This window comes from Pseudomonas sp. RIT-PI-AD, assembly GCF_025642785.1.
Taxonomy (GTDB): Bacteria; Pseudomonadota; Gammaproteobacteria; order Pseudomonadales; family Pseudomonadaceae; genus Pseudomonas_T.
The window spans coordinates 16,283-43,123 of sequence record NZ_JANZKU010000015.1; the positions used below are offsets into that span (position 1 = coordinate 16,283).

The window sequence follows — 26,841 nt, forward strand, 5'->3', positions numbered from 1 at the left end:
CAGCGGATACCTCTCGATCCGGTCGGCGAGCGGTGGCCCGGCGGTGATTGGCCGGGGGCAGCCGGTCCAGCAGCACCGCCAAGGCCGGCTCGCCTGGAGCCGATCCCGACGTTATGCTCCGCCCCATGAAAAACCATCTGCATGTCTACAAGGTCGGCGGCGCCGTGCGTGATCGCCTGCTGGGTCGTCCGGTCAGCGAAACCGATTGGGTGGTGGTCGGGAGCACCGCGGAGCAGATGCTCGCGCTGGGTTTCCGTCCGGTGGGGGCCGACTTCCCGGTCTTCCTGCACCCCGAAACGGGCGAGGAATACGCCCTGGCCCGCACCGAACGCAAGAGCGGGCGCGGTTACGGCGGCTTCGTCTTCCATGCCTCGCCCGAGGTCACCCTGGAAGAAGACCTGATCCGCCGCGACCTGACCATCAATGCCATCGCCGAAGCCGAAGACGGCCAGTTGATCGACCCCTATGGCGGCCGGGAGGACTTGCGCGGGCGCTGGCTGCGCCACGTCTCCCCCGCCTTCGCCGAGGATCCGCTACGGGTGTTGCGGGTGGCGCGCTTCGCGGCGCGCTATGCGCCCCTGGGGTTTCGGGTCGCCGACGAAACCCGGGCGCTGATGCGGCAGATCGCCGAATCCGGCGAACTGGACGCCCTGACCCCGGAGCGCAGTTGGAAGGAGGTCTCCCGCGCCCTGATGGAGCCCCGCCCGGATGTCTTCATCCGGACCCTGCGCGACTGCGGCGCATTGGCCGCCTGGCTGCCTGAAGTGGACGCCCTGTTCGGCGCTTCGCGATCGCCCGCTGCCGAGGGGGACGCCGGCGAGTCCCTGTTGGCGGTGCTGCGTCGGTGCGCCGAACGGGAGCAGCCGCTGAACGTGCGCTGGGCCTGCTTGCTGCACGACCTCGGCCAGGGCTCGAACCCCGGGGAAGCCTCCGCGCGGCATCAAGAGCGCGAGGCGACGGGAGTCGCCCTGGTGCGGGCGGTCAACGCCCGCTGCAAGGTGCCGAGGGAATGCCAGGAACTCTCCACGCTGATGGCCGAATATCACGCCCGCGCCCATCGGGCCTTCGAACTGGAGGCCAGCACGCTGCTGGACATGCTGCAGCGGTTCGATGTGTACCGACGACCGCAGCGTTTCGCCGAATTCGCCGCCGCCTGCGAGATGACCGCCCACGCTCAGCCCGGCGGTGATGGGCAACCTGCCTATCCGCAGGCAGCCTACTTGCTGGGTGCCGCCGCGGCGGCGCGCGCGGTGGCGGTGAAACCCCTGGTGGAACAGGGCCATACCGGCGCGCAGTTGGGCGAGGCGTTGCGCCTGGAGCGGCTGAAGGCGCTCGAACGCTATCGGGAAGAGGCGACTACGGGCTAGGCAAGCCCTGGCGCAAGGCCTCCGGGGTGAGGTCGCGGTCTTGCCAGTGGAAGGAAACCGGCCACAGGCGCTGTTCGATCCGGGCTTCGCGCCACAGCGCCTCGAACGGTCGGCCTTCGAGGGGATGGTCGAGGGTCGGCGCCAGCAGCGACAAGGGCCAGAGCACGAAGGCATTACGCAGAATTTCCGCGCGCGGCAGGATCAGACCGTCGAAATTGCCCACCTGATCGCCGTACAGGAGGACGTCGATGTCCAGCGGCAGCCCCTTGCGCTGCGGCGCATAGCGGCCGTTGTCCGCCTCGATACCCTTCAGCCGGCGATCCAGCGCCGCCAGCGGCAAGTCGGTCAGGGCGGTCACCACCAGATTGTAGAAGGGTCCGCTCTTGATCCCCACCGGCTCGCTCTCGAACACCGGCGAGCAGCGCATCTCCAGAAGGAAATCGTCCAGCGCATCGAGCCCGGCGCACAGGTGCGCGTCGCGCTCGGTATTGCTGCCGAGGCCGAGGTAAATCCTGATCAACGGCATCCGCGCTCGATCTCCACGCCGACGCCATGGGCAGCCGGCACGGCGCCTGGCTTGGTGACCCTCAGGCGCAGCCAGGTAATCCCCTGCTCGGCCATCAGCACCGCGGCCAGGCGCTCGGCGAACGTCTCCACCAGCAGGAAGCGCGCCTCGGCGGCGAAGGTCTGGATACGCGCGCTCAGCTTCGCGTAATCCAGGGCCCGCTCCAGGTCGTCCTGTTCCGCCGCCGCGCGGTTGTCCCACGCCATCCGCAGGTCCAGGCTCAGGCACTGGCGGATGCCGCGCTCCCAGTCATAGGCACCGATGAGGGTGTCGACCTCCAGTCCCTCGATGAAAACCATGTCCACGTCGATCTCGTCCCCCGGCTCGCGGCACGACCCGCGCAACCGCAAGCAACGGTTTACACGGGCACGCCGACCAAGCCTAAAATCGGGGCTCCCTCGCCCCGGAAATGGATGCCATGTTCTGGCTGCTGGCGATTCTCGCCTATTTGCTCGGCTCTCTGTCCTTCGCCATCCTGCTCAGCCATCTGTTCGGCACCGCCGATCCGCGCGCCCAGGGGTCCGGCAACCCCGGCGCCACCAACATGCTGCGCCTCGCCGGCCGGAAGCTGGCGATCCTCACCTTGCTCGGCGATCTGCTCAAGGGCCTGCTGCCGGTGCTGATCGCCTACCTGCTGGGCATGGACCTGCAACGCCAAGCCTGGGTGGGCCTCGCCGCGGTGCTCGGCCATCTGTATCCGCTGTATTTCCGCTTCCGCGGCGGCAAGGGCGTGGCCACCGCCGCCGGGATGCTGCTGGGCCTCTATCCGCCGGCCGCCCTGCTGGCGGCGTGCGCCTGGGCGCTGACCTTCCTGCTCACCCGGACCAGTTCGCTGGCATCGCTGATCGCGACGCCGCTGACCCTGCCGCTGCTGGCTTGGCAGCGCCCGGAAGCGCTGCTGCCGATGAGCGTGCTGACCGCCCTGATCGTCTGGCGGCACCGCGGCAATCTACGCGACCTGTTCGCCGGACGCGAACGGCATTTCTGAATCGCCCGCGTGAATCGCGCTCATGCCATACCGCCTCAGACGGGGGGCAGGCGCTCCATTGGCCAGCGGGCCTGCACGCTGATCGCCGGGCCCTCGTGCTGGCCGGCCAGCAGGCGCTGGCAGCCGGCATAGGCGATCATCGCGCCGTTGTCGGTGCAGAAGCGCGGCCGGGCGTAGAACACCTGGCCCTGGAACTCCCCGAGCATCTTGCCGAGGGCTTCGCGCAGCGACCGGTTGGCGCTCACGCCGCCGGCGATCACCAGGCGGTTCAACCCGGTCTGTTTCAGCGCGCGCCGGCATTTAAGGGTGAGCGTCTCGACCACCGCCCGCTCAAAGGCCAGGGCGATGTCGCAACGGGTCTGCTCGCCGTCGTCGCCCGCCTCGCGGCACTGTTGCCAGGTGTTCAAGGTGAAGGTCTTGAGCCCGCTGAAGCTGAAATCCAGGCCGGGCCGGTCGGTCATCGGCCGTGGGAAGACGAAGCGCCCCGGCGTGCCGGTTTGCGCCAGCCGGGCGATTTCCGGGCCGCCCGGGTAGTCCAGCCCGAGCAGCTTGGCGGTCTTGTCGAAGGCTTCGCCGGCCGCGTCGTCGAGTGACTCGCCCAGCAGGTGGTAACGGCCAATGCCATCCACCCGCACCAACTGGGTATGTCCACCGGACACCAGCAGGGCGACGAAGGGAAATGCCGGCGGCTGTGCCTCCAGCATCGGCGCCAGTAGATGGCCTTCCATATGGTGCACGCCAAGCGCCGGCACGCCCCAGGCGAACGCCAGCGCCTGGGCACAGGAAGCGCCCACCAGCAGCGCGCCGACCAGGCCGGGGCCGGCGGTATAGGCGACCGCCTCGATCTGCGCGGACGTCACCCCGGCATCGCCCATGACCTGGCGAATCAACGGCAGCATGCGCTTGACGTGATCGCGTGAGGCCAGTTCGGGCACCACGCCGCCGTAGATGCGATGCAGATCGATCTGACTGAACAGCGCATCGGCCAGCAGGCCGCGCGCGCTGTCGTAGAGTGCGACACCGGTCTCGTCGCAGGAAGTTTCCAAGCCCAGCACTAGCATGGGTCGAGCCTTTTCGGCCTAGCCAATTGAGAAGGCGCGCATCATAATCGCCACCCCTCGCCCGGGCCAGCGCTTTTCGATTGAAGGCTTTGCATTCCAAGGCTCAAGGCGTTAACATCCGCAACCCTTAAAAAGCGACGTTCTCCCGCACCGATTGCCTGGAGACGTTCACCCCCGGTAATTAGTGAAGGTACGACCTGGATGCCAGCCGTCAAAGTTAAAGAGAACGAACCCTTCGACGTAGCCCTGCGTCGCTTCAAGCGCTCCTGCGAAAAAGCCGGTGTACTTGCCGAAGTCCGCAGCCGCGAGTTCTACGAGAAACCCACCACCGAGCGCAAGCGCAAGGCAGCCGCCGCAGTCAAGCGCCACGCCAAGAAAGTCCAGCGCGAACAGCGTCGCCGCGAGCGCATGTACTGAGTTACACGTCGCTTCGCTGACACGCTAACGCCCGGCCTCGGCCGGGCGTCGCTTTTCGGGCATCACCTCCACTCCGCTTCGCCGCACGGCGAATGGCCGGAGTTTTCTGTTTTCCCGCGCGTACCACGGCAGTATCCTGACGCCCTTATGGCTGGACTGATCCCGCAATCCTTCATCGACGACCTGTTGAACCGCACCGACATCGTCGAAGTGGTGAGTTCGCGCATCCAACTGAAGCGGGCCGGCAAGAACTACACCGCGCTCTGCCCGTTCCACAAGGAAAAATCGCCCTCCTTCAGCGTCAGCGCGGACAAACAGTTCTACTACTGCTTTGGCTGCGGCGCCGGCGGCAACGCCCTCGGCTTCGTGATGGACCACGACCACCTGGATTTCCCCCAGGCGGTCGAGGAGCTGGCCAAGCGCGCCGGGCTGGACGTGCCACGGGAAGAGGGCGGACGCGGCGGGAAGCCGCGCCAACCGACCGATTCGCCGCTCTACCCATTGCTGGGGGCGGCTGCCGATTACTATCGCCAGTCGCTGAAGAGCCATCCCAGCCGCAAGGCGGCGGTGGACTACCTGAAAGGCCGCGGCCTTTCAGGCGAGATCGCCCGCGACTTCGGCCTCGGCTTCGCCCCGCCCGGCTGGGATCACCTGCTCAAACACCTGGGCGGGGATACGCTGCAGCAGAAGAGCCTGATCGACGCCGGCCTGCTGATCGAGAACGCCGAGACCGGCAAGCGCTATGATCGCTTTCGCGACCGCGTGATGTTTCCCATCCGCGACAGTCGCGGCCGGGTGATCGCCTTTGGTGGCCGGGTTCTGGGCGACGACAAGCCCAAGTACCTGAACTCCCCGGAAACCCCGGTCTTCCACAAGGGACAGGAGCTCTACGGCCTGTTCGAGGCGCGCAAGCACAACCGCGACCTCGACGAGATCATGGTGGTCGAGGGCTACATGGACGTCATCGCCCTGGCCCAGCAAGGCCTGCGCAACGCCGTCGCCACTCTAGGCACCGCCACCAGCGAAGAACACATCAAGCGCCTGTTCCGCATCGTGCCGAGCATCCTGTTCTGCTTCGACGGCGACCAGGCCGGGCGTAAGGCCGCTTGGCGAGCCCTGGAGTCGGCGCTGCCGAGCTTGCAGGACGGGCGCCGCGCCCGCTTTCTGTTCCTACCCGAAGGCGAGGATCCGGACAGCCTGGTCCGCGCCGAGGGCACCGACGCGTTCCGCGCGCGCATCAGCCAACAGGCGCAACCCCTGGCGGATTATTTCTTCCAGCAACTCACCTTGGAAGCCGATCCCGCCTCGCTGGAAGGCAAGGCCCACCTGGCGATGCTGGCCAACCCGCTGATCGACCGCATTCCCGGTGCCAACCTGCGCGCCCTGATGCGCCAGCACTTGCAGGAAATCACCGGATTGTCCGGCGAGGCGCTCACCCAATTCTCCACGCCGCAGCGCAGCAGCCCGGCGGAAGCACCGGATGCGGCGGAATATGGCTATTACGATGCCGCGCCGAGCCAGGGCTTCCACGACGAGCACCCGGCCGCGCAATTCGCCCGGCAGGAGGAATGGAAGCCCAGCGGCGGCAAGCGCAAGGACGGCAAGAAATGGAATGGCAAGAAAGGCGAGGACTTCGCGCCGCGCGGTCCACGCACGGTGGTGCATGTCGAATCGCCCAATCTCAGCGCGTTGAGAACCTTGCTGCACCACCCCGAGCTTGCTCAGAAAGTCGAAGATGCCAGCCATTTCGCGGCAGAAAACGACACCTACGCCCAGTTGATGGTGGCGCTGCTGGAAGCCCTGCAGAAAAACCCCAAGCTGCGCTCGCTGCAACTGATCGCCCGCTGGCACGGCACCGACCAGGGCCGGCTGCTGCGGGCCTTGGCGGAAAAGGAATGGCTGATTTCCAGCGACAACCTTGAACAACAGTTTTTCGACACTATAACTACGTTAGCGGCCCGCCAACGCGAGCGCAGCCTTGAACATCTCCTTCGCAAGGCCCGTCAAAGCGAGCTGAGCGCCGAAGAAAAAGACCGACTGCGCGATCTGCTCAGTCGTGATACTCCCCGCATCGTCCCGACCTCAACTGGCGCGTGAGGTCAATGCTCGGCTATAATGCTCAGCTTGTTTTCAGCCCGCCAAGACCTTCAGTGGATAGGGTGTTATGTCCGGAAAAGCGCAACAGCAGTCTCGCCTCAAAGAGTTGATCAGCCGTGGGCGTGAGCAGGGTTACCTGACTTACGCTGAGGTCAACGACCACCTGCCGGAGGATATTTCCGATCCGGAACAGGTGGAAGACATCATCCGCATGATCAACGACATGGGGATCAACGTATTCGAGAGCGCCCCGGATGCGGACGCCCTGCTCCTGGCCGAAGCGGACACCGACGAGGCCGCCGCCGAGGAAGCCGCTGCCGCGCTCGCCGCGGTCGAAACCGACATTGGCCGGACCACCGACCCGGTGCGCATGTACATGCGCGAAATGGGTACGGTCGAATTGCTGACCCGCGAAGGCGAGATCGAAATCGCCAAACGCATCGAGGAAGGCATTCGCGAGGTCATGGGCGCCATCGCCCATTTCCCGGGCACGGTCGACAGCATTCTCTCCGAGTACCAGCGCGTCACCACCGAGGGCGGTCGCCTCTCCGACGTGCTCAGCGGCTACATCGATCCGGACGACGGCTCGGTACCCGCCGAGGTCGAGCCAGTCGAGCTGAAGGTGGATAACGCCGCAGCCGCCGACAAGGACGAAGAAGAGGAAGAGGAAAGCGACAGCGACGACGAGGAGGAAGGCGACGGCGGTCCCGACCCCGAGGAAGCCCTACGCCGCTTCACCGCGGTGGCCGAGCACCTGGAAAAAGCCAAGAAAGCGCTGAAGAAACACGGACGCGCGAGCAAGCAGGCGATCGCCGAGCTGCAAGCGCTGGCCGAGTTGTTCATGCCGATCAAGCTGGTGCCGAAGCAATTCGAAGCCCTGGTCGAGCGCGTTCGCGGTGCCCTGGAGCGTGTCCGTGGCCAGGAACGCGCCATCATGCAGCTGTGCGTCCGCGACGCCCGCATGCCCCGCGCTGATTTCCTCCGCCTGTTCCCGGGCAATGAGATCGACCTCGGCTGGAGCGACGGCCTGGCCAAGGGCAAGGCTAAATACGCCGAAGCCATCGGCAAGCTGCAGGACGACATCAAGCGCAACCAGCAGAAACTGATCGACCTGCAGCAGGAAGTCGACCTCACCATCAGTGAGATCAAGGACATCAACCGCCGCATGTCCATTGGCGAAGCCAAGGCGCGCCGGGCGAAGAAAGAGATGGTCGAGGCGAACCTGCGCCTGGTGATCTCCATCGCCAAGAAGTACACCAACCGCGGCCTGCAATTCCTCGACCTGATCCAGGAAGGCAACATCGGCCTGATGAAGGCGGTGGACAAGTTCGAATACCGCCGCGGCTACAAGTTCTCGACCTACGCCACCTGGTGGATTCGCCAGGCGATCACCCGCTCCATCGCGGACCAGGCACGCACCATCCGTATTCCGGTGCACATGATCGAGACGATCAACAAGCTCAACCGTATCTCCCGGCAGATGCTGCAGGAAATGGGTCGCGAACCCACGCCGGAAGAGCTGGGCGAGCGCATGGAGATGCCCGAGGACAAGATCCGCAAGGTGTTGAAGATCGCCAAAGAGCCGATCTCCATGGAAACCCCGATCGGCGACGACGAAGACTCGCACCTGGGCGATTTCATCGAGGACTCGACCATGCAATCGCCGATCGACGTGGCGACCGTGGAAAGCCTCAAGGAAGCCACCCGCGAAGTGCTGGCCGGCCTCACCGCCCGGGAAGCCAAGGTGCTGCGCATGCGCTTCGGCATCGACATGAATACCGACCACACCCTCGAGGAAGTCGGTAAGCAGTTCGACGTGACGCGCGAGCGGATTCGCCAGATCGAAGCCAAGGCCCTGCGCAAACTCCGGCACCCTTCGAGAAGCGAGCACCTGCGCTCCTTCCTCGACGAGTGACGAACGAAACCCCCGGTCCTGCCGGGGGTTTTGCTGTGTGCTGTCGACGACTCGGTTTCACCGCTACACTCCCCTCACCGCCCTTGAATATGACGAGATCGTCATGGTGCGCTTTCCGGCCATTCTCCTGTTGTGTCTGGCCGCCTGGACCCTGCCCGCGCTCGGGCTGGAGCTGACCCAGGCGGAGCGTGATTGGCTCGATTCGCACCCGGGTTTGCGCCTCGGTATCGATCCGTCCTGGCCACCCTTCGAATTCCGCGACGAACAGGGCGCCTACCGGGGCCTCGCCGCCGACTACATCGCGCTGATCGAACAGGAACTCGACGTCAAGTTGCACCTGCATCAGCCTGGCACCTGGAGCGCGGCCCTCGAGCAGGCCGGCCAGGGCAAGCTGGACCTGCTCGCCGGAATCATGTCGACCCCCGAGCGGCAGCGTTACCTGGCCTTCACCCGTCCTTACCTCGACTTTCCCATCGTCATCATGGCCCGCTCGAACGGGCCTCAGCCGCATGACCTCGGCGACCTCTATGGCTTGAAAGTCGCAGTGGTGACCGACTACGCGCCGCACGAACTGCTTCGCAACAGCCACCCCGACCTCAGCCTCATGCCGTTGCCGAGCGTGGCGGCGGCGCTCCAGGCGCTGGCCACCGGGCAAGCCGACGCCTTCGTGGGCGATCTCGCCTCCAGCGTCTGGAGCCTGCGCAGCCTCAAGCTGGAAGGGGTATACATCAGCGGCGATACGCCCTATCGCTACCAGTTGGCGATGGCCGCCCCGAAGGACCCGGACCACGCGCCGCTCATCGGGCTGCTCGACCGGCTGCTCGCCGAACTGGACCCCGCCCGGGTGGAAGCCGTTCGCGAGCGGTGGGTCGGCGGCGTGATCGACCATCGCTCGGCCTGGCGCCCGGTGCTGCTGTATGGTCTGCCCGCGCTGCTGGCGCTCCTGGCGGTGCTCGCGGCCATGTTGCGCATCAACCGGCGCCTGCACAGGGAAATGGCCAGCCGTGTCGCGCTGGAAATAGCCCTCCGGCATAGCGAGCGGCACTACCGGGGCCTGGTGGAAAACCTCAATGCGATCGCCTGGGAAATGCGCCCGTCGGACCGCGGTTTCACCTACGTATCGCCCCAGGCCGAAGCGCTCCTCGGGTACCCGCTGGAGGATTGGCTGAAGCCGGGCTTCCGCGAGCGCGTGCTGCATCCCGACGACCGGGAAAGGGTTCTGGGCCAGCCGCAGAAAACGCCTCCCGGCGGCGGCGATCAGGACTTGGAATACCGCATGCTCGCCGCGGACGGCCGTGTCCTGTGGATTCGCGACATCGCGACCTTGAACCCCCTGGGCAAGGACGCTCCGATTCGCGGCCTGATGATCGACGTCAGCCTGGCGAAGAACACCGAGCAGGCGCTCTGCCTGTCCGAGCAGAAGTTCGCCTCGGTGTTCCAGCACGGTCCGGACATCCTGGTCATCGCGCGCCGCGAGGATGGCCGCCTGCTGGCGGTGAACCACGCCTTCGAACGGCAGACCGGTTTCCTCTGCGCCGAAGCGCTCGGCAAGACGCCTTCCGAACTGGGCCTCTGGGGTGACGCGGACATCGCGCCGGATCTGCTGCAACGGTTGCGACACGAAGACCTGCAAAACCTGGAGATTCAATTCCGCAGCCGCCAGGTCGAGGCCTTCACCGGGCTGGTCTCGGCACGCCGGATCGAACTCGGCGAGGTGTCCGCCATCGTGGTGGCGGTCCGGGATATCAGCGCCTTGAAAGAAGCCCAGCGGCGCTTGCAAGTCTCGGACGAGAAGTTCGCCAAGGCCTTCCACGCCTCGCCGGACGGCCTGCTCATGACGCGCCTGCGGGATGGCCAGCTCATCGAAGCCAACGAAGGCTTCCAGCGCATCACCGGGATCGGCCTGGCCCAGCTCTCCAGCCGCTCGACCCTCGACCTGGACCTCTGGGTCAACCCGGCGGATCGCGCACGCCTGGTACGCCTGATCCAGGAACAGGGCAGAGTGGAACACTTCACCGTGCCCATCCGCCATCGCGAAGGGCACATCCGCCTGTGCGAACTGTCCGCGCAGTCCCTGCTGATCGGCGAAGAGCCGTTCCTCCTGACCATCGCCCGCGACGTCACCGAGCGCCACCAGATGCAGGAACGCCTGAAGCAGGCCGCGACGGTGTTCCAGAGCACCGCGGAAGGCGTGATGATCACCGACACGCTCCAACGCATCAGCGCGGTGAACCCGGCGTTCAGCGAGATCACCGGCTATGCCGAGGCCGAAGTCCTGGGCCAGTCCCCCGCGCTGCTGGCCTCGGGTCGTCACGATCCGGAATTCTATCGGGCCATGTGGAGCCAGCTCGCCGAAACCGGACACTGGCAGGGCGAGCTCTGGAACCGCCGCAAGAACGGCGAGATCTATCCCGAATGGCTGACGATCAACTCGGTGCGCGATGACTCCGGGCTGATCACCCACTACGTCGCTGTCTTCGCCGACATATCGCCCCTGAAGCAGGCGGAAGCCCGGCTCGACCACCAGGCCCACCACGATCCGCTCACTGGCCTGCCGAACCGCCTGCTCTTCGAGGAACGCCTGAAAGCCGCGCTGCAACCCGCCCTGCCGATGAGCAAGGGCGCGGTTCTGTTCCTCGACCTGGATCGCTTCAAGCACATCAACGACAGCCTGGGCCACCCGGTGGGCGACGCCTTGCTACGCAGCATCGCCACCCGCCTCTCCACGCAATTACAGGAAGCGGATACCCTGGCACGGCTCGGCGGCGATGAATTCATCATCCTGTTGCCGGGCGTGCACCAGCCGTCCAAGGTGCAGCAGGTGACGAATTCCCTGCTGGCATGCTTCGGCGCCCCGTTCGAGGTGGAACAGCACGACTTCTTCATCAGCGCCAGCATCGGCATCAGCCTGTTTCCCGAACATGGCCGGGACGTCGCCACCCTCGTGAAGAATGCCGATGCCGCGATGTATCGGGCCAAGGCCAAGGGTCGCAATCGGGCGGAGTTCTACACGCGCGAGCTGACCTTCATCGCCACCGAACGCATGGCCCTGGAAAACGAATTGCGCCGGGCGCTGGAACGCGACGAACTCTGCCTCTACTACCAGCCCAAGCGCTGCCTGACCCGGGGCTGCCTGGTGGGCGCGGAAGCGCTGGTGCGCTGGCGCCATCCGGTGCTCGGGGACATTCCGCCGGATCGCTTCATTCCCATCGCCGAAGACAGCGGGTTGATCCTCGCCCTGGGCGACTGGGTCTTGCAGGAAGCCTGCAAGCAAATGCGCGCCTGGCAGGATCGCCATGCGCCCTTCGGCCCCCTGTCGGTCAACCTGGCTGGCGCGCAACTGGGCCAGGCGCACATCGTCGAGCGCGTCGATCACCTGCTGAAGGCCTATGGGTTGGAAGCCCAGCGCCTGCAACTGGAGATCACCGAGGGCTTCATCATGACCCAGGCGGAAGACGCCCTGGCGACGCTGTACGCCCTCAAGGCTCTGGGCGTGCAACTGGCCATCGACGATTTCGGCACCGGCTATTCCTCGCTGAGCTACCTCAAGCGCCTGCCCCTGGACACCCTGAAGGTCGACCAGTCCTTCGTCCGCGGCCTGCCGGACGACCCCCACGACATCGCCATCACCCGCGCGATCATCGCCCTCGCCCACAGCCTGCAACTGACCGTCATCGCCGAAGGCGTCGAGACCGAGGCCCAAGAACGCTTCCTCGCCCAGCTGGGCTGCCAGCACATCCAGGGTTACGTCATCAGCCGCCCGATCCCCGCCGAAGCCTTCGCCAGCCGCTTCCTCTCGCCCCTCGAGGCGATTGGCGCTTCCCTGAAGGCGCCGGTATAATCCGCCGGCCTTCTGGGGGCCTATAGCTCAGTTGGTTAGAGCAGAGGACTCATAATCCTTTGGTCCACGGTTCGAGTCCGTGTGGGCCCACCACCAATCTTCATCCGAACGCATGCACGAATCGCCGTGACGAAATCCGATGATCCGGCGGCTACTCGCCCATGGCCATGTGCATGGCCCGCGGTCAGGGATGCTGGATTCGATAGGATATCCAATCGTGAAATACCAATGGCTCCAGGCAGCTCGGGGAATTGCGGTCATCGGTGTTTTGCTGTTCCATGTTTCGTCCTATTGGGAAGACATGGATATAGCGCGCCGCATCACCGGCCCCTTTCATTGGGGATTCCTCGGAGTCGATCTTTTCTTCGTATTGAGCGGTTTCGTGATTTCCGCTTCGATCGAAAGGAAAAGCGGCGGCAATCATGCCCTGCACTTCATCTGCCTGCGCTTCGCGCGTATCTATCTGGGTTACTGGCCGGCCCTGGCGCTCTTCTGTTTCGTCGCCTATCTACAGGGCGTTTCATTACCCACGGGCAATGCGCTGACCAGCATTTTCCTACTGTCTGGCAAGATTCCGGATCATTGGCTCGCCATTAGCTGGAGTTTATTCTTCGAGCTCTATTTCTATGGCCTCGCCGCCCTGGTCATAGCGGTCGTGCCGATGAAGCAACGCAAGCGCTGGATCACCTTGTTCATGGCGTTGATAGCGAGTTGGAACGCCGGTTGGCTCATCACGGCAGCCGATGAGGTGATGGCGGGCTTGCAACCCCGCAGGACCCTTCTTTCAGGTCTTATCCTGGAATTCCTGCTTGGCTGCCTGTTGTACGAAATGCGTAGCCTGTTTTCCTATTCGTTCGGCAAGGTGGCGAACCTCGCCAGCCTGGCGATGGTGACGTTCGCCATCGGAACCTTCAGCCATTGGTTCGACAAGATCGAACTGCTCAGGGTCGGTACGTTCGGCCTCTCGGCAGCCGCGATAATCGCCATGGCGCTCTGCATGGAGCATTCGCCCTACAAGCCCGCGAAGTGGCTGACCTTCACCGGCGACTGTTCCTATTCCATCTACCTGACCCATATCGTGGTACTGGATATCGCGGCAACGCTGGGCAGGCTCCTACTGCCGGCCGACTCTTGGATGTTCCTGCTCAACTCGTTGCTCGTCCCGGCCTATGCCTGGCTGTTCGGCGCCTTGTGGTATCGCTGCCTAGAACATCCGCTCTATATGAGCAGCAAGCGACTGATCGGCAACCTGTTGAGCCCGAGACACACGAGAATCCCCGCCAAAGCCCAGGAAACTCCGGTGCCCTGACACCCTAGGCGCGATGTGCTGAGCGCGTCCGGTATCGACGGTGTCCGCATGGGTCGCTGGCCTTCCGTGTTCCATGCAACCTTGAATCCGCAATGCTTGCGCTTCGCTCCGCCACAGATTTCCAGAATGGATTCGCGAAAGCTAAGCGGCTTAAACTCGCCGGAAAGGACGGCGTTGTGGATTCGCTTGGCCTCCCGACCGTCCGGGTCAGCGACTTCACCGGTATCGTGGATACCGACCCGACGCAGTCATTCGCCAATAGGAACAGGCATCATGGCGGTACCCACCTACGACCAGTTCATTGAACCCATCCTCCGCTTTCTCGCGAAACGCCCCGAGGGCGCAATCACTCGCTAAGCTCAGGAGGCAGCTGCCTCGGCCTTGGCGTTGAGCGAAGAACAGCGGCAGGAAGTCATCAACAGCGGGCAGTCGACCTATAAGAATCGCGCGGGCTGGGCTCACGACCGGCTAAAACGCGCGGGGTTGTCCAGCAGCGCGAAACGGGGTTATTGGAAACTCACCGATAAGGGCATGCAGTACGCCCTCGCGCACCCAGCCCCTTTGCCGGCCGCTGAAGTGGAGCGCCTGGCCATCGGCTTCATGGACGTGAAACTGAAGACTTCCAGCGACGCCATTCCACTGGATGATGAAACCCCGGTCATTTCCGCCGCTTCGCCACGGCCAGTCCTGACGATCGCCTGGAGCAAGCGCTCAAAGAGATCCGCGAGGCTATCGCTGCCGATCTGCTGGACAGCCTGCTGCAAGTATCCCCGGGTCGCTTCGAAGTCATCGTACTGGATGTCCTCCATCGTCTCGGATACGGCGCCAGCCGCAACGACCTACAGCGCGTGGGGGGTTCGGGCGATGCCGGGATCGACGGTGTGATATCGATAAGCTCGGTCTGGAGAAGGTGTACGTGCAGGCCAAACGCTGGCAGGGCACCGTTGGCAGGCCCGAACTGCAAGCCTTCTATGGCGCCCTGGCGGGCCAGAAAGCCAAGCGGGGCGTGTTCATGACCACATCGGGATTCACCGCCCAAGCCATCGACTTCGCCAGATCGGTGGAAGGTATCGTGCTGGTCGACGGTTCCAGGCTGGTACATCTGATGATGGATCACGAAGTGGGTGTGTCGTGGCGCATCGTCAAGCTTCCGAAGCTGGACAGCGATTACTTCGACGAAGAAACCCATTAGGCCCAGCCGTGAACGGACTCCACGTACTGGGTGAAGAGAACCCCGGCACTCGGCCCCCATGGCTTGATTGACTGGCAGGCGAAACCAAGAAGCGGCAGCCAACCGGGATTGGCTGCCGCTTCGATCAACGGCGGGCGTTGCGGTCGTGACGGCCTGGCGTCGTGGTGCGGGTATGGAAGCAGCTAGCCAGCCGGTCGATCACGTGCAGGGTCGCCAAGACTTCGCCGCGCGGCGCGCGTTTATCGGCGCGGGCGCGGAGTTCGCTGTCTTCGGCCTCGAGTTGCAGATGGGGATCGTATACGTCCAGATAGATCGCCTTGAAAGTGCCCATGGCATTTCTCCTTGCCGGTCGGTGACCGGTATAGAACGGTAGCAGGTGCGCAAACAGTGCGTAGCAAGGACCAAAGGTCGTAACGATATTGTTGTGAAGCGTGCGGATGCGGGTCCGCACGGCAGGCGTTCACTCTCCCCCCGTCGCGCCCGAGCGTCAACGGACCCATTGTCGCAGGGCGACCGGCGGGAGACTGCCCGACCTTCTCGGCAATCCTTAGCTAAAAAAGAACGCAAAAAACCGCCCCGGAGGGCGGTCGAGGACAACTTGCGGGGTTAGGTCAGGCTGGCGTGGGGCCCGGTGAGGTAGTCGAGCAGGCGGAACAGCGTGGGCGCCATCGAGCCGCAATGGGGCATGCCATCGCGGATGCTGGCGCGATCCTGTACCGCACCCTGGCGCTGCATGTCCTCGGGACAAGCGTCGAGCAGTTGCTCCAGGCTTTCGGGCGTGCTTTCCAGATGGCACTGCAAGCCCACCGCCCGCTCGCTCCAGACGAACCCCTGGTTAACGCAGGCCTCCGAGCCGAACAAGGGAATCGCGTGGGCCGGCAGGTCGAAGGTTTCGCCGTGCCAGTGCAGGGCCATCAAGCGCTGCGGCAGCATGCGCCCAAGCGGCGAACCTGCGGCCTCGGGGCGTTTCTCCAGCGGCCACCAGCCGATTTCCGCCTGTTCGGCGACTTGCACCTGCGCGCCCAGCGCCTCGGCGAGCAACTGGCCGCCGAGGCAGATCCCGAGCAGGCGCTTGCGAGCCATCAACGCCTGGTGGATCAGGCGTTTTTCCGCCGACATCCAGGGCCACTCCACTTCGTCGTGGACGCTCATGGGCCCACCCAGAACGATCAGCAGGTCGAACTCGTCGAGGGCGGGCAGTTCCGGGTCGGCGTACAGCGGGTAGAGCCGCGCCTGTACCGGACGCAGTTCCAGCCATTGGGCGATGCGCCCGGGCCCCTCGAACGGGACGTGCTGGAGAATGGCGACACGCATGTTCAGTCCTCCTCCGCGGCCAGTCGTCGGCAGCGGGCAAATGCGCGGGCGAGGCGCTTGAGCATTTCGTCGATATTGCCGTGGCTGATGGTCAGCGCCGGCGTGAAGCGCAGGCAGCCCGCCTGCGGAGCATCGATCAACAGCCCTTCCTCGAGCGCGGTGCGGACCACCGCCGCGGCGGATAGGCGGATCAGTGGCAAGCCCAACAGCAGGCCATGTCCACGCAAGGGACCATGACCCTCGCGGCGGGCGATGCGGGCCAGGCCTTCGCGCAAATGTTCGCTGACCTCGCGGACGTGGTCGAGAAACCCAGGCTCCAGCACGGTGTCGAGCACCGCCAGGCCGGCGGCGCTCATCAGGGCGTTGCCGCCATGGTGGGCCCCGCCCTGCTCGCCTGGCTCCAGGCAGCAGGCGTTGCCGCGGGCCAGCAGCGCCGCAAGCGGTACGCCGCCGCCCAGGCCCTTGCCGAGGCTGAGGATGTCGGCACGCACCCCGTAGAGGTCCTCGGCGAGCAGCGCGCCGCAACGGCCGATGCCCGTCTGCATTTCGTCGAGGATGAACAGCACGCCGCGCTCGCGGCACGCCCGCGCGGCGCCTTGCAGGTACTCCAGGGTCGCCGGGATCACCCCGGCATCGCCCTGGACCGGTTCCAGCATCACCGCCACGGTCTCCGGGCCGATGGCCGCCCGCAGGGCCTCGAGGTCGTTGTAGGGCACGCTGTCCATCCCGGTGGCCACGGGCATCGGGGGCGATGGTGGAACCTGGGCGTCGAACGCCGTCGGCAGGTGTTCGTGGTCGCTGCGCCGGGCGGTGACTATACGCCAGGCCCCGCCCCGGTGCAGGCGACCCCATTTGCGCGCCAGGCGGATCGCCGCCTGGTTGGCCTCGGCACCGCTGTTGAGGAAATGCACCTGCTGGCTGCCCGTGGCCTGGCACAGCCGGGCGGCCAGGTCCAGCACGCAGCGGTTATAGAACGCGGGGCCGGGATCGATCAGATACTCGGCCTGATGCTTCAGCGCATCGACCAACACCGAAGGGCTGTGACCCAGGCTGTTGACCGCCCACCCCTGGCTGAAATCCAGGTAGGCACGACCTTCGACATCCCACAGCCAGGAGCCCTGGCCGCGGACGAACAGCTGCGATGGACGTTCCAGGGTATGCATCAGGCGCCGATTGGCGAGGGGATCACGCATGGTCCGGCACCTGTTCGTGGCGATACTCGATGCCCAGCAAGCGCAAGCCGTCGGGTCCCTGTTCGAGGATGCGGCGCAGCTCGCGGCGCCGTTCGATGTGCAGGTCGAAGCCGTCTTCCAGCGGGAAACGCTGGCGCATTTCCCGGCAGACTTCCACGTAGCGCGCGCTGCTCACGCTCAACTCGGCGAACACCTGGCCATTGCGATCGAGGACGATCCGGTAGTCGCTCATGCTCGCTTGCCTTCCAGTGGCAGACCGCCGAGCCGCGCGCTCCAGTCCTCCACTTGGTGGCTGGCCAGGCGGCGCTTCGCGGTTTCACGCCAGCGCGTGGACAGTGCCGCGCAGTCGCGCAATTGTTGCAGCCCGACGCGCTCCAGCGGGTAGTGATAATAGTGGCGCAGCGCCTGGGCCACGCTGAGGCCGGGGTAGCTGCGCTGGACCAGCTCGAACGGCTCCGCATAGCTGACGAAGCCGGGCTTGATGACCCGGTAGAACCAGCCGCAACGCCCGGCGTCCTGCACCTCCCGCGGCAAATCGAGCAGGGTCCAGTGACGGTTCAAGCGGTAACAGGGCGAACGCGGCTGGCTGACCTGAAGCAGGGCGCCGCCCCAACGGAACAGATCGCCGATACAAACGTGGTCCTCGGTGAGGCCAAGGGTCGACAGGTTCTCGCCGAAGGCCGGTGCGTCCCAGGCCACCTGCGGGTAGCGCCGGCGCCAGTAGGCATAGTGCTCGGCCGGATAATGATGCAAGGCCCGCTCGGGGCCGCCGTGGAAGCGTGGATCGCCTTGCTCGTCACCCCCCAGGCCCTGAGGCCACAACCATAGGCGATGCTCGACCCGCCGCTTATCCATGGCGCTGCACAGGCCTCCGCCGAGTTCTTCGGCTTTTCCTATGAATACGCCCTGCACTTGCACCCCGCCCATTTCGCTTTCCTCGCTGAAAGCCACGCCGATGAGCGCTAGACTAGGGGCGCTTCGTGAGCCCGGCCATTTCGATTTTCCAGTTTTTTCGATAAGGCTGACTTATGGATTGCCACGTGATTCCCGCCATAACGTAAAAGGTCGCCATGGATTTCCGCCAGCTGCGCTATTTCGTCGCGCTCTACGAAGAAGGTCACGTGGGCCGCGCGGCCGAGCGCCTGTCCCTGTCGCAACCCGCGCTGTCGCAGCAGATTCGCCAGTTGGAGCAGAAGCTCGACGTCAGCCTGTTCCAGCGTACCGGCAAGCGCCTGTTGCCGACCCTGGCGGCCCAAACCCTGTACAACCACGCGCTGCCGCTGCTGGACGGCCTGGAGCGCGCCCAGGACGCCATGCGTAGCTTTCGTGGGCAAACACCGCGGCACCTCGCCATCGGCGTCCTGCAAACCGTCAATGCGAGCATCGTGCCGTTGCTGCTGGAGCGCCTGCGCGAGGCGCTGCCGCAGTTGATCGTGCGCATCTATGAGCTGTCGGGTATCGAAATCGAACGGCGCCTGCTCACCGGCGACCTGGATGTCGGCATCGGCTTCCTGCCGCCTCGCCAGCCGGGCCTGCACAGCCAGGTCCTCTACGAGGACGAACTGCAACTGGTGATCGCCCCGGAACACCCGCTGAAGGACTTCAAGAAAGTCTCCCTCGCCCAGGCCGCCGAATTGCCGATGCTGCTGCTCGGGGAGGAGTTCCGCGTGCGGCAGATCTGGCAGGAGCAGTTGGCATTGCTGGGGCGCAGGCCGCAGGTACGCGCCGAGCTCAATCACATGGCGGGGATTCTCGACAGCCTGCCCCACAGCGAACTGGCGACCGTCCTGCCGGGGCGCGCGCGCCAGTTGCACGCCAACCAGGGGCTCCTGTGGAAACCGTTGAGCGAGCCGCGAATTCCGTTGAAGGTCGGCCTGGTATTTCGCGATGCGCAGCGCCAGCAAGCGACCCTCGAATTACTGCGTTCCCTGCTGGAAGGCGTGAATGCCGCTCCGCGGGATACGGGCTGGGCGCCGGCGTATTGAGGCTGCCGGCAGCGTGGAGGCTGGTCCGGTTTCCGCCATCGGGCCTGCAAGCGGCAGAAAAAAGAAAACCCCGCCGAGGCGGGGTTTTGCAGACTGTGTCCTGACCATCCATGATCGATCCGCCATCCTAGCGGATATCCAACGTATCCCTTTTCTACAGTGCGCTTCCTGCGCGACGTCCTTATGGGAAGAGAGAGTACGCGTGCCCCCTTAGGGGCGATAGCGGCGATTGGCAGCAGGTTTTGTAAGCATAAACTTACATAGCGAAAAATGAGGCGCAGTCGTGGTTTCGATGAGGTGCAGCTCGCGTCGCCGGGCCACGCAGTCGGGCCCGGCGGGACGGATGCCGGCGCCGGCCTTTCCTCAAAACTGCGCGGCATCCAGCAGATAGAGCGGCTCGCTGCCGGCCTTCACCGACGCGGTCAGCGAATGAATGCGCGGCAGAATGCGGGCGAAGTAGAAGCGCGCGGTACCCAGCTTGGCCGCGTAGAAATCGTCCTCACCCTCCTTGCCCAGTGCGGTACGCGCCATCAGCGCCCACATGTAGGCGTAGGCGGTGTAACCGAACACGTGCAGGTACTCCACCGAGGCCGAGCCGATCTCGTTGGGATTGCTCTTGGCCCGCTCGAGTACACCGGCGGTGAGCGCGTCCAGGTTTTCCAGGGCGACCTTCAGCGGTTCGACGAATTCGGCCAGTTCGGGGGCGGCGCCTTCGATGAAGGCCTTCACTTCGCTGGAGAAACGCCCGTAGAACTTGCCCGCGCTGCCGACGATCTTGCGGCCCACCAAGTCCAGGGCCTGGATGCCGTTGGTGCCTTCGTAGATCTGGGTAATCCGGCAATCACGCACCAGTTGTTCCTGACCCCACTCGCGGATGTAACCATGGCCGCCGAAAATCTGCTGGCCATGAAGGGTGGCTTCCAGCCCCATGTCGGTGAGGAAGGCCTTGGCCACGGGCGTCAGCAGGGCGACCTTCTCCTCGGCCGCGACACGCACCTCGGCATCCTCGCTGAACTTGGCGTTATCCAGTTGCAGCGCGACGTAGCTGGAAAAGGCACGACCGCCCTCGTTGAGCGACTTCATGGTCAGCAGCATGCGGCGCACGTCCGGATGCACGATGATCGGGTCGGCGCTCTTTTCCTTGGCTTGCGGGCCGGTGGGCGCGCGGCTCTGCAAGCGCTCGCGGGCGTATTCCACCGCGCTCTGGTAGGAACGCTCGCCGGTGGACAGGCCCTGAATGCCGACGCCCAGGCGTTCGTAATTCATCATGGTGAACATAGCCGCCAGGCCTTTGTTGACTTCGCCCACCAGCCACCCGGTAGCGCCGTCGAAGTTCATCACGCAGGTGGCCGAGGCCTTGATCCCCATCTTGTGCTCGATGGAACCGCAGGCCAGGGCGTTGCGCGCGCCCAGGGAGCCATCGGCCTGCGGCAGGAACTTCGGCACCAGGAACAGGGAAATGCCCTTGGGCCCGGGAGGCGCGTCCGGCAGCTTGGCCAGCACCAGATGGATGATGTTCTCGGTCAGGTCGTGTTCGCCGCCGGTGATGAAGATCTTGCTGCCGCTGACCTTGTAGCTGCCGTCGGCCTGGGGCTCGGCCTTGGTGCGGATGATCCCCAGGTCGGTGCCGGCGTGGGCTTCGGTCAGGCACATGGAGCCCGCCCAGACCCCGCTGTACATGTTCGGCAGGTAACGCTGCTTGAGTTCTTCGCTGGCGTGGGCGTTGAGCGCCAAGCAGGCGCCAGCGGTGAGCATGGGATAGAGGCCGAAGGACAGGTTGGCCGAGTTGACCATCTCCTCCACCTGGGCCGAGATCGCCTTGGGCATGCCCATGCCGCCGTAGACAGGATCGCCGCCGACACCCACCCAGCCACCCTCGGAATAGGTCTTGTAGGCCTCAGGGAAGCCGCTGGGCGTGTTGACCACGCTGTCGTGCCAGCGACAGCCTTCCTCATCGCCGCTGCGGTTCAGCGGGGCCACGGTCCGGCCGGTGACCTTGCCGGCTTCTTCCAGGATGGCGTCGGCGGTATCGACGTCGACCACCTCGGCGAGGCGTGGCAGGCCGGCCCACATGGCAGGCGCGTCGAAGACTTCATTGAGGACGAAGCGCATGTCGCGCAGGGGTGCTTTGTAGTCGGCCATGTGGATTCCTCGTGCGAATCGTTTGGAAGGGCCCGAAGGCCTGTCTCACTTAGGCTTGGAGTTTACCCGAACAACTTTTAAGACACATAGGGTCGCGTTGTGACTAAATGGGAATTACGGTCACGAATTGCAACAGAGAAAGTCGACTGGATCGCTGCCTCACGGCGCCAGTCGCTCCCCCTGCGAGCCGATCACCGGCTGAAGCACCGGCCGGGGCTCAGCCCGCCGGGCTCCTCAAGCGCACTGCGCCCCGAGCGTGCTGGCCGTGGGCCGACAGGCGATTGCGGCCGGCGTTCTTCGCCGCGTACAGCGCTCTGTCGGCCGCCTTGATCACCTCGTCCGGGCTGCGCTGGCCGGCATCGCGCTCGGCGGCGCCGATGCTCACGGTGACCGACACCCCCAGGCCGGCGGTGCCGGCGCGCAGGTGGCGGCCCTGCTGGTCGTCCTTCGGACGGCTGTGCTTGTCGCGCAATTGCAGGCTGTAGCGCTCCACCGACAGGCGCACCGCCTCCAGATGAGGGCGGCAGTCGTCGAGGCTGGCGCCGGCGAACACCAGGGTGAATTCCTCGCCGCCGTAACGATAGGCCTTGCCGCCCCCGCCCACCCTGCGCAGGCGCCCGGCGACCATGCGCAATACCTGGTCGCCGACGTCGTGACCGTGGCGATCGTTGAAGCGTTTGAAGTGGTCGACGTCCACCATCGCCAGAACATAGTTGCGGCCCAGGCGTTGCAGTCGCTCGTTAAGCGCACGCCGTCCGGGCAGGCCGGTGAGTTCGTCACGGTAGGCCATCTGATAGGCCTCGTGCACCACCGAGGCGGTCAACGCGAGCATCACCAGGCTGCTCATGGCGTGCAGCGCATGGGGCAGGACGAACACCTTGGGCAGCATCCACAGCGCGCCCAGCAGGCCGAGCAACTGGGCGGCATGCTGCGGCCGGGGCCGGCGCAGGTAGTAGGTCAGCAGCGCCAGCCCGGCCAGCAGGAAAACCGGGTAGGCCAGCTGGATCAGGCTGCTTTGCCAGGTCGGCCAGTAGACCCGCGAGAGGCCGGCGAGCAGCGCCTCGGGAAAGCGTTGCGCCAGGCCGACGCCGATGCCCAGCACCGCCAGCAGCACGCCGCTACGTGCCAGCAGGTCGCGCAACAGATGGGTACGCTCCTGCCAGCAGCCGTACAGCCCGTAGAGCAGCGGCAACAACAGGCTGCACAGATGAAATACCAGGGCCGCGTCGTCGCGGGGCACCCCCTCGGTCAGGTAGTGATCGACCTGGGTATCCAACTGGTAATAGGCCAGGTAGACCACCAGCAGCAGGAACACCTGGCGCAGCCGCCCGTACGTCGCGCAGAAGGCGCCGCCCAGGAGCAGCACCAGGGTCGGCATGACGTTGAACAGGGACACGAAGAAACTGCTCATCTCCGTAACCGAGCCGGCCACCCCACCGCCCAGCAGAAGCAGGGCCGGAGGCAGAAAATGACCGATTCGATAGGGCGGCAGAGTCCGCACAGTGATTCCTGAGCAAGGCGGTGAAGAAGCGGGAGGCCATCATGTCACCCCAACCGGGGCTTGGCATCAGCCGTCCGGCATCTGCCCTCCGCCCGGAACCTGAGCGCCAGGCATGAAAAAGCCCGCCGGAGGGCGGGCTTTTCAAGGCTTCGACTCAGTAACCGAGGGCGAAGTCTTCCACGGCCATGTCCATCAGGTTGGAAGCACCCGAGAGCATGGTGGCGACGTGGGTACGGGTACGCGGCAGGATGCGCGCGTAGTAGAAGCGCGCGGTCTGCAGCTTGGCCTTGTAGAAGGCTTCGTCGCCACCGCCGGCGGCCAGCTTCTCCGCGGCGACACGCGCCATGTCGGCCCAGAAGTACGCCAGGCAGACATAGCCGGAGTACATCAGGTAATCCACCGACGCGGCGCCCACCTCTTCACGGTCCTTCATCGCGGCCATGCCGACCTTCATGGTCAGCTCGCCCCACTCCTTGTTCAACTGCGCCAGCGGCTCGGCGAATTCCTTCACCGCTTCGTTGCCTTCGTTGGCCTGGCAGAACTTGTGGACGATCTTGGTGAAGCCCTTGAGCGCCTCGCCCTGGGTCATCAGCACCTTGCGGCCGAGCAGGTCGAGGGCCTGGATGCCGGTGGTGCCTTCGTAGAGGCAGGAAATGCGGCTATCGCGCACGTTCTGCTCCATGCCCCACTCGGCGATGAAGCCGTGGCCGCCGTAGATCTGCACGCCATGGTTGGCCGACTCGAAACCGACTTCGGTCATGAATGCCTTGGCGATCGGGGTGAGGAACGCGAGCATGGCGTCGGCCTGCTTCTTCTGGTCCTCGTCCTGGCTGCGCTGGACGATGTCCACTTGCTTCGCCGCGTAGTACAGCATGGCCCGGTTGCCTTCGGCGAAGGCTTTCATGGTCAGCAGCATGCGGCGCACGTCAGGGTGCACGATGATCGGGTCGGCCGCCTTGTCGGGCGCCTTGGGACCGGTCAGCGAACGCATCTGCAGGCGATCGCGGGCGTACTGAAGCCCGCCCTGGAAGCCGACTTCGGCGTGGGCCAGGCCTTGCAGCGCGGTCCCCAGGCGGGCGGTGTTCATGAAGGTGAACATGCAGTTCAGGCCTTTGTTCGGCGGACCGATCAGGAAGCCCGTGGCGCCGTCGAAGTTCATCACGCAGGTGGCGTTGCCGTGGATGCCCATCTTGTGCTCGATGGAACCGCAGCTGACCGCGTTGCGCTCGCCGACGCCGCCCTCTGCGCTGGGCAAGAACTTCGGCACGATGAACAGGGAAATGCCCTTGGTGCCGGCCGGGGCATCCGGCAGGCGAGCCAGCACGATGTGGACGATGTTGTCGGCCATGTCGTGCTCGCCGGCGGAGATGAAGATCTTCGTGCCGGAAATGCCGTAGGTGCCGTCGGCGCGGGGCTCGGCCTTGGTGCGCAGCATGCCCAGGTCGGTGCCGCAGTGGGACTCGGTCAGGCACATGGTGCCGGTCCATTCGCCCGAGACCAGCTTGGTCAGGTAGGTGGCCTGCTGCTCGGGAGTGCCGTGGGCGTGCAGGGTATTCATCGCGCCATGGGAGAGGCCGGGGTACATGCCCCAGGACCAGTTGGCCTGGCCGACCATCTCGCTGACCGCGAGGCCGAGGGATTCCGGCAGGCCTTGGCCGCCGTGCTCCACGTCGTGGGCCAGGCTGGGCCAGCCGCCCTCGACGAACTGCTGGTAGGCCTCCTTGAAGCCGCTCGGAGTCTTCACCCCGGTTTCGCTCCAGGTACAGCCTTCGATGTCGCCCACGCGATTCAGCGGCGCGATCACCTGCTCGCAGAACTTGGCACCTTCCTCGAGGATGGCGTTGACCATGTCCGGGGTGGCGTCTTCACAACCCGGAAGGCTCTGGTAATGCGCGTCGTAGCCGAGCAGTTCGTCGCGTACGAAACGGATATCGCGCAAGGGGGCCTTGTAATCAGGCATAGCGGTAAACCTCTGCGGTGGGTTCCTGAGTAGGGTGACCGGTGCGCCGGTCTCTTACGGCTTACGTTGTCACCGCGCGGCGCAAGCGTACGCCCCAGCGGTCAAACAGGTGTTTGAAACTTACGTTTACACGCCGGCCTTGTCAAGCGCCCGCCCATCGGGCTCAGGCGCTGAGGTCCAAGGCGGAAGAAGCGTCTTCCACACGCGAAACCCGCCGGTAGGTTTCGACGCCGTCGCCCCCGGCGGTTCGGCCGGCAGCTTCGGATTGCTGCGAGGCCAGCTCCATCCGGGCACGGGCGGCCTGGGCACTGGCCCGCGCGGCGACACTCAGGTCCTGGCTGGACGGATCGGCCGGCGCCAGGGCGGCCGCCTGGACCGAGATCATCTTGCGCAGCGTCGTCTCAGGATCGTCGGCGCTGGCGCCGACATTAATGCTCACTTCGCCGCCGACGGCGTAGGTGCGGCCATCGGGCCCGCGCTCGTAGGTATAGGAAGGTGCGCCCGCGTAAGCGCCGCCGACGGCCGCGTGGGCCTGCTCGTGATTGCGTACGTCGCGGTCGCGATTCGCCAGTTCGGCGATCTGCTGCTGTTCGAGACGCACGCGTTCGGCGTCGTCGCGCTGCGCCTTGGCGCTGTCCGCCGAAGCGTCGCTGTCGGCGAAGCCTGGGCCGGACGAAGGCTGCACGGGCGGTACGGGGGATGGGTTGGCGCGAGCCAGATCGGCGGAGCTATCGGGCGAGACGGGGCGCGCCGGCAAGGAATACGGCAGGGACGCGACATGAATCATGGCGCTGCCGATCTGCATGAAAGAATCCTTGCCCCCTCGTCATCATGACCGCCGGGCGTGGCGAAACACTCAGGCGCGAATGTCGATCAGGGTGCCGAGCACTTCGTCGGCGGTTTCCACCACGCGGGCACCGGCTTGGGCCTCGTACTTCCCGCTGTTCAGCTCCACCATGTCGCTGGCCACGTCGGCGCTGTCCGTCCGCGCCTGGCTGTTGCCCAAGGCCTGCGCGGTACGGTCCACGCCGGCACCGGCGATATTCGAGGCCGCCTGGTCGATGCGTCGCTGCCCGGACTGAATGCCGCCAAGGCCGACGTTGAAGGCGCTTCCGGAGATTTGCATACGGACTCCTACATCTCGAAAGAGACGAATGCCCACATTGAAGCAGATAATGCTCGAAAAATGTACAAACGAAAGGCTATCGCCGAGCAATTGCTTATAGCGATCCCAGCAATGCCGCCATGTCGAGGCAATCCGCGACGGCCGCGGGCGACGGCGGGATCAGGTGCGGTACCCGCCCCAGGCAAGGCGCGGGCAGGCGCTCGACCAGGGTCGCGAGGTTGTCCTCCAGCCTCGAAACGGTCGGGTCGATCAAGTTGGCGACCCAGCCCGCCAGGCGCAGGCCGTCGCGAGCGATGGCCTCGGCGCTGAGCATGGCGTGGTTGATGCAGCCCAGGCGCACGCCCACCACGAGAATCACCGGCAGGTCGAGGGCGACCGCCAGGTCCGACAGGTTCTCCGCGCCGGACAGCGGCACACGCCAGCCCCCCGCGCCTTCCACCAGGGTGAAGTCCGCGCCCTTGGCCAGGACAGTCCGCACCGGTTCGAGCAACCGCGCCACGCTCAACTCCAGCCCGGCCTCGCGCGCCGCCAGATGAGGCGCGATCGCCGGGGCGAAGGCCAGTGGATTCACTTCCTCGTAGCGCAGCGCCAGGCTGCATTCGCCGAGCAACGCCAGGGCGTCGTCGTTGCGCAAGCCGTCGGCGCCGGGCCGGCACCCGGACGCCACCGGCTTGGCTGCGGCGGTGGACAAGCCCGCGCGCCGCGCGGCATGCAGCAGGCCGGCGGCGATGGTGGTCTTGCCGATTTCGGTATCGGTTCCGCTGACGAAGTAGGCGTGGGTCATGGCGAAGGCGTTCCGGTTGTTTGCGGTCGAAGTCACTCCCATTCAGCTCGTGGGAGCGGCTTCAGCCGCGAAAGGAATGAAGGA

At 65.3% G+C, this 26,841-nt stretch carries 22 protein-coding genes, 1 tRNA gene and 2 pseudogenes; 11 read left to right on the forward strand and 14 right to left on the reverse strand.

The features are described 5' to 3' along the window. The first annotated feature begins 137 nt into the window (after positions 1-137). Positions 138-1,367: a multifunctional CCA addition/repair protein gene (locus tag OGL92_RS14105; RefSeq protein WP_263144600.1), complete on the forward strand. Its 1,230-nt coding sequence runs from the start codon at positions 138-140 to the stop codon at positions 1,365-1,367. Here OGL92_RS14105 and folK read toward each other — a convergent pair. Then, the gene (folK, locus tag OGL92_RS14110) at positions 1,357-1,893 is read right to left on the reverse strand and encodes a 2-amino-4-hydroxy-6-hydroxymethyldihydropteridine diphosphokinase (RefSeq protein ID WP_263144423.1); all 537 of its coding nucleotides are present in this window, start codon (positions 1,891-1,893) and stop codon (positions 1,357-1,359) included. The genes OGL92_RS14105 and folK overlap by 11 nt on opposite strands. Continuing rightward, the gene (gene folB, locus OGL92_RS14115; protein ID WP_263144425.1) at positions 1,884-2,237 is read right to left on the reverse strand and encodes a dihydroneopterin aldolase; all 354 of its coding nucleotides are present in this window, start codon (positions 2,235-2,237) and stop codon (positions 1,884-1,886) included. Before folB ends, folK begins: the two co-directional genes overlap by 10 nt. A 113-nt stretch (positions 2,238-2,350) precedes the next feature. On the opposite strand from folB, the gene plsY reads away from it, so the two are divergent. Then, positions 2,351-2,920 (forward strand): glycerol-3-phosphate 1-O-acyltransferase PlsY, encoded by a 570-nt coding sequence (gene plsY, locus OGL92_RS14120; protein ID WP_263144426.1) that lies wholly within the window; start codon positions 2,351-2,353, stop codon positions 2,918-2,920. A 35-nt stretch (positions 2,921-2,955) separates the two neighbouring features. Here the strand turns inward: plsY and tsaD are convergent, their stop codons facing one another. Beyond that, entirely contained in the window at positions 2,956-3,981 is a 1,026-nt protein-coding gene (tsaD, locus tag OGL92_RS14125) for a tRNA (adenosine(37)-N6)-threonylcarbamoyltransferase complex transferase subunit TsaD (protein WP_263144429.1), read from the reverse strand. A 201-nt stretch (positions 3,982-4,182) separates the two neighbouring features. On the opposite strand from tsaD, the gene rpsU reads away from it, so the two are divergent. The 8 genes and pseudogenes from rpsU to OGL92_RS14165 all read left to right on the forward strand — a co-directional run bounded on the left by rpsU (position 4,183) and on the right by OGL92_RS14165 (position 14,752). Then, a complete protein-coding gene (gene rpsU, locus OGL92_RS14130; RefSeq protein WP_263144431.1) occupies positions 4,183-4,398 on the forward strand; it encodes a 30S ribosomal protein S21 in 216 nt (71 codons plus the stop codon). A 147-nt stretch (positions 4,399-4,545) separates the two neighbouring features. Then, positions 4,546-6,495, forward strand: a complete 1,950-nt coding sequence (gene dnaG, locus OGL92_RS14135; protein ID WP_263144433.1) for a DNA primase — start codon at positions 4,546-4,548, stop codon at positions 6,493-6,495. A gap of 67 nt (positions 6,496-6,562) precedes the next feature. Next, positions 6,563-8,410 (forward strand): RNA polymerase sigma factor RpoD, encoded by a 1,848-nt coding sequence (gene rpoD, locus OGL92_RS14140; RefSeq protein WP_263144436.1) that lies wholly within the window; start codon positions 6,563-6,565, stop codon positions 8,408-8,410. Positions 8,411-8,513: 103 nt separating this feature from the next. Further along, positions 8,514-12,251 carry an EAL domain-containing protein gene (locus OGL92_RS14145; RefSeq protein ID WP_263144437.1) on the forward strand — a complete coding sequence of 1,246 codons (3,738 nt, stop codon included), beginning with the start codon at positions 8,514-8,516 and terminating at the stop codon, positions 12,249-12,251. Between the two features lie 16 nt (positions 12,252-12,267). Beyond that, positions 12,268-12,344: transfer RNA gene (locus OGL92_RS14150), tRNA-Ile, on the forward strand. Between the two features lie 124 nt (positions 12,345-12,468). Beyond that, positions 12,469-13,560 carry an acyltransferase gene (locus OGL92_RS14155; RefSeq protein WP_263144439.1) on the forward strand — a complete coding sequence of 364 codons (1,092 nt, stop codon included), beginning with the start codon at positions 12,469-12,471 and terminating at the stop codon, positions 13,558-13,560. Positions 13,561-13,947: 387 nt separating this feature from the next. Next, positions 13,948-14,037 (forward strand): annotated as a pseudogene (locus OGL92_RS14160) (hypothetical protein); the annotation flags it as partial. Positions 14,038-14,354: 317 nt separating this feature from the next. Further along, a pseudogene (locus tag OGL92_RS14165) lies at positions 14,355-14,752 on the forward strand (restriction endonuclease). 124 nt (positions 14,753-14,876) lie between these two features. Here the strand turns inward: OGL92_RS14165 and OGL92_RS14170 are convergent. From OGL92_RS14170 to OGL92_RS14190, 5 genes are all read right to left on the reverse strand, one after another. After that, positions 14,877-15,083, reverse strand: a complete 207-nt coding sequence (locus OGL92_RS14170) for a hypothetical protein (RefSeq protein WP_263144441.1) — start codon at positions 15,081-15,083, stop codon at positions 14,877-14,879. Positions 15,084-15,358: 275 nt separating this feature from the next. Beyond that, on the reverse strand, positions 15,359-16,066 hold the full coding sequence (locus OGL92_RS14175; protein ID WP_263144444.1) for a type 1 glutamine amidotransferase: 708 nt from the start codon (positions 16,064-16,066) through the stop codon (positions 15,359-15,361). A 2-nt stretch (positions 16,067-16,068) separates the two neighbouring features. Continuing rightward, entirely contained in the window at positions 16,069-17,259 is a 1,191-nt protein-coding gene (locus OGL92_RS14180; RefSeq protein ID WP_263144446.1) for an aminotransferase class III-fold pyridoxal phosphate-dependent enzyme, read from the reverse strand. Then, positions 17,252-17,491, reverse strand: coding sequence for a hypothetical protein (locus OGL92_RS14185; RefSeq protein ID WP_263144447.1), 240 nt, complete (start codon positions 17,489-17,491; stop codon positions 17,252-17,254). The genes OGL92_RS14180 and OGL92_RS14185 overlap by 8 nt, the downstream gene beginning before the upstream one ends. Beyond that, positions 17,488-18,186, reverse strand: coding sequence for an MOSC domain-containing protein (locus OGL92_RS14190; protein ID WP_263144451.1), 699 nt, complete (start codon positions 18,184-18,186; stop codon positions 17,488-17,490). Before OGL92_RS14190 ends, OGL92_RS14185 begins: the two co-directional genes overlap by 4 nt. 143 nt (positions 18,187-18,329) lie before the next feature. Between OGL92_RS14190 and OGL92_RS14195 the strand changes: the two genes are divergently transcribed. Then, on the forward strand, positions 18,330-19,244 hold the full coding sequence (locus OGL92_RS14195; RefSeq protein ID WP_263144453.1) for a LysR family transcriptional regulator: 915 nt from the start codon (positions 18,330-18,332) through the stop codon (positions 19,242-19,244). 363 nt (positions 19,245-19,607) lie between these two features. On the opposite strand, the gene OGL92_RS14200 is transcribed toward OGL92_RS14195, so the two are convergent. The 6 genes from OGL92_RS14200 to bioD all read right to left on the reverse strand — a co-directional run bounded on the left by OGL92_RS14200 (position 19,608) and on the right by bioD (position 26,757). Continuing rightward, positions 19,608-21,386 carry an acyl-CoA dehydrogenase C-terminal domain-containing protein gene (locus OGL92_RS14200; RefSeq protein WP_263144456.1) on the reverse strand — a complete coding sequence of 593 codons (1,779 nt, stop codon included), beginning with the start codon at positions 21,384-21,386 and terminating at the stop codon, positions 19,608-19,610. A 217-nt stretch (positions 21,387-21,603) separates the two neighbouring features. Then, positions 21,604-22,797, reverse strand: coding sequence for a GGDEF domain-containing protein (locus tag OGL92_RS14205; protein WP_346659500.1), 1,194 nt, complete (start codon positions 22,795-22,797; stop codon positions 21,604-21,606). 244 nt (positions 22,798-23,041) lie between these two features. Then, complete coding sequence (locus OGL92_RS14210) at positions 23,042-24,847, reverse strand: phenylacyl-CoA dehydrogenase (RefSeq protein ID WP_263144460.1); 1,806 nt, start codon at positions 24,845-24,847, stop codon at positions 23,042-23,044. Positions 24,848-25,010: 163 nt separating this feature from the next. Further along, a complete protein-coding gene (locus tag OGL92_RS14215) occupies positions 25,011-25,652 on the reverse strand; it encodes a putative metalloprotease CJM1_0395 family protein (RefSeq protein WP_263144461.1) in 642 nt (213 codons plus the stop codon). 51 nt (positions 25,653-25,703) lie between these two features. Then, positions 25,704-25,973: a hypothetical protein gene (locus tag OGL92_RS14220; RefSeq protein ID WP_263144463.1), complete on the reverse strand. Its 270-nt coding sequence runs from the start codon at positions 25,971-25,973 to the stop codon at positions 25,704-25,706. Between the two features lie 94 nt (positions 25,974-26,067). Continuing rightward, positions 26,068-26,757, reverse strand: a complete 690-nt coding sequence (gene bioD / locus OGL92_RS14225; RefSeq protein WP_263144603.1) for a dethiobiotin synthase — start codon at positions 26,755-26,757, stop codon at positions 26,068-26,070. Positions 26,758-26,841 lie beyond the last annotated feature (84 nt).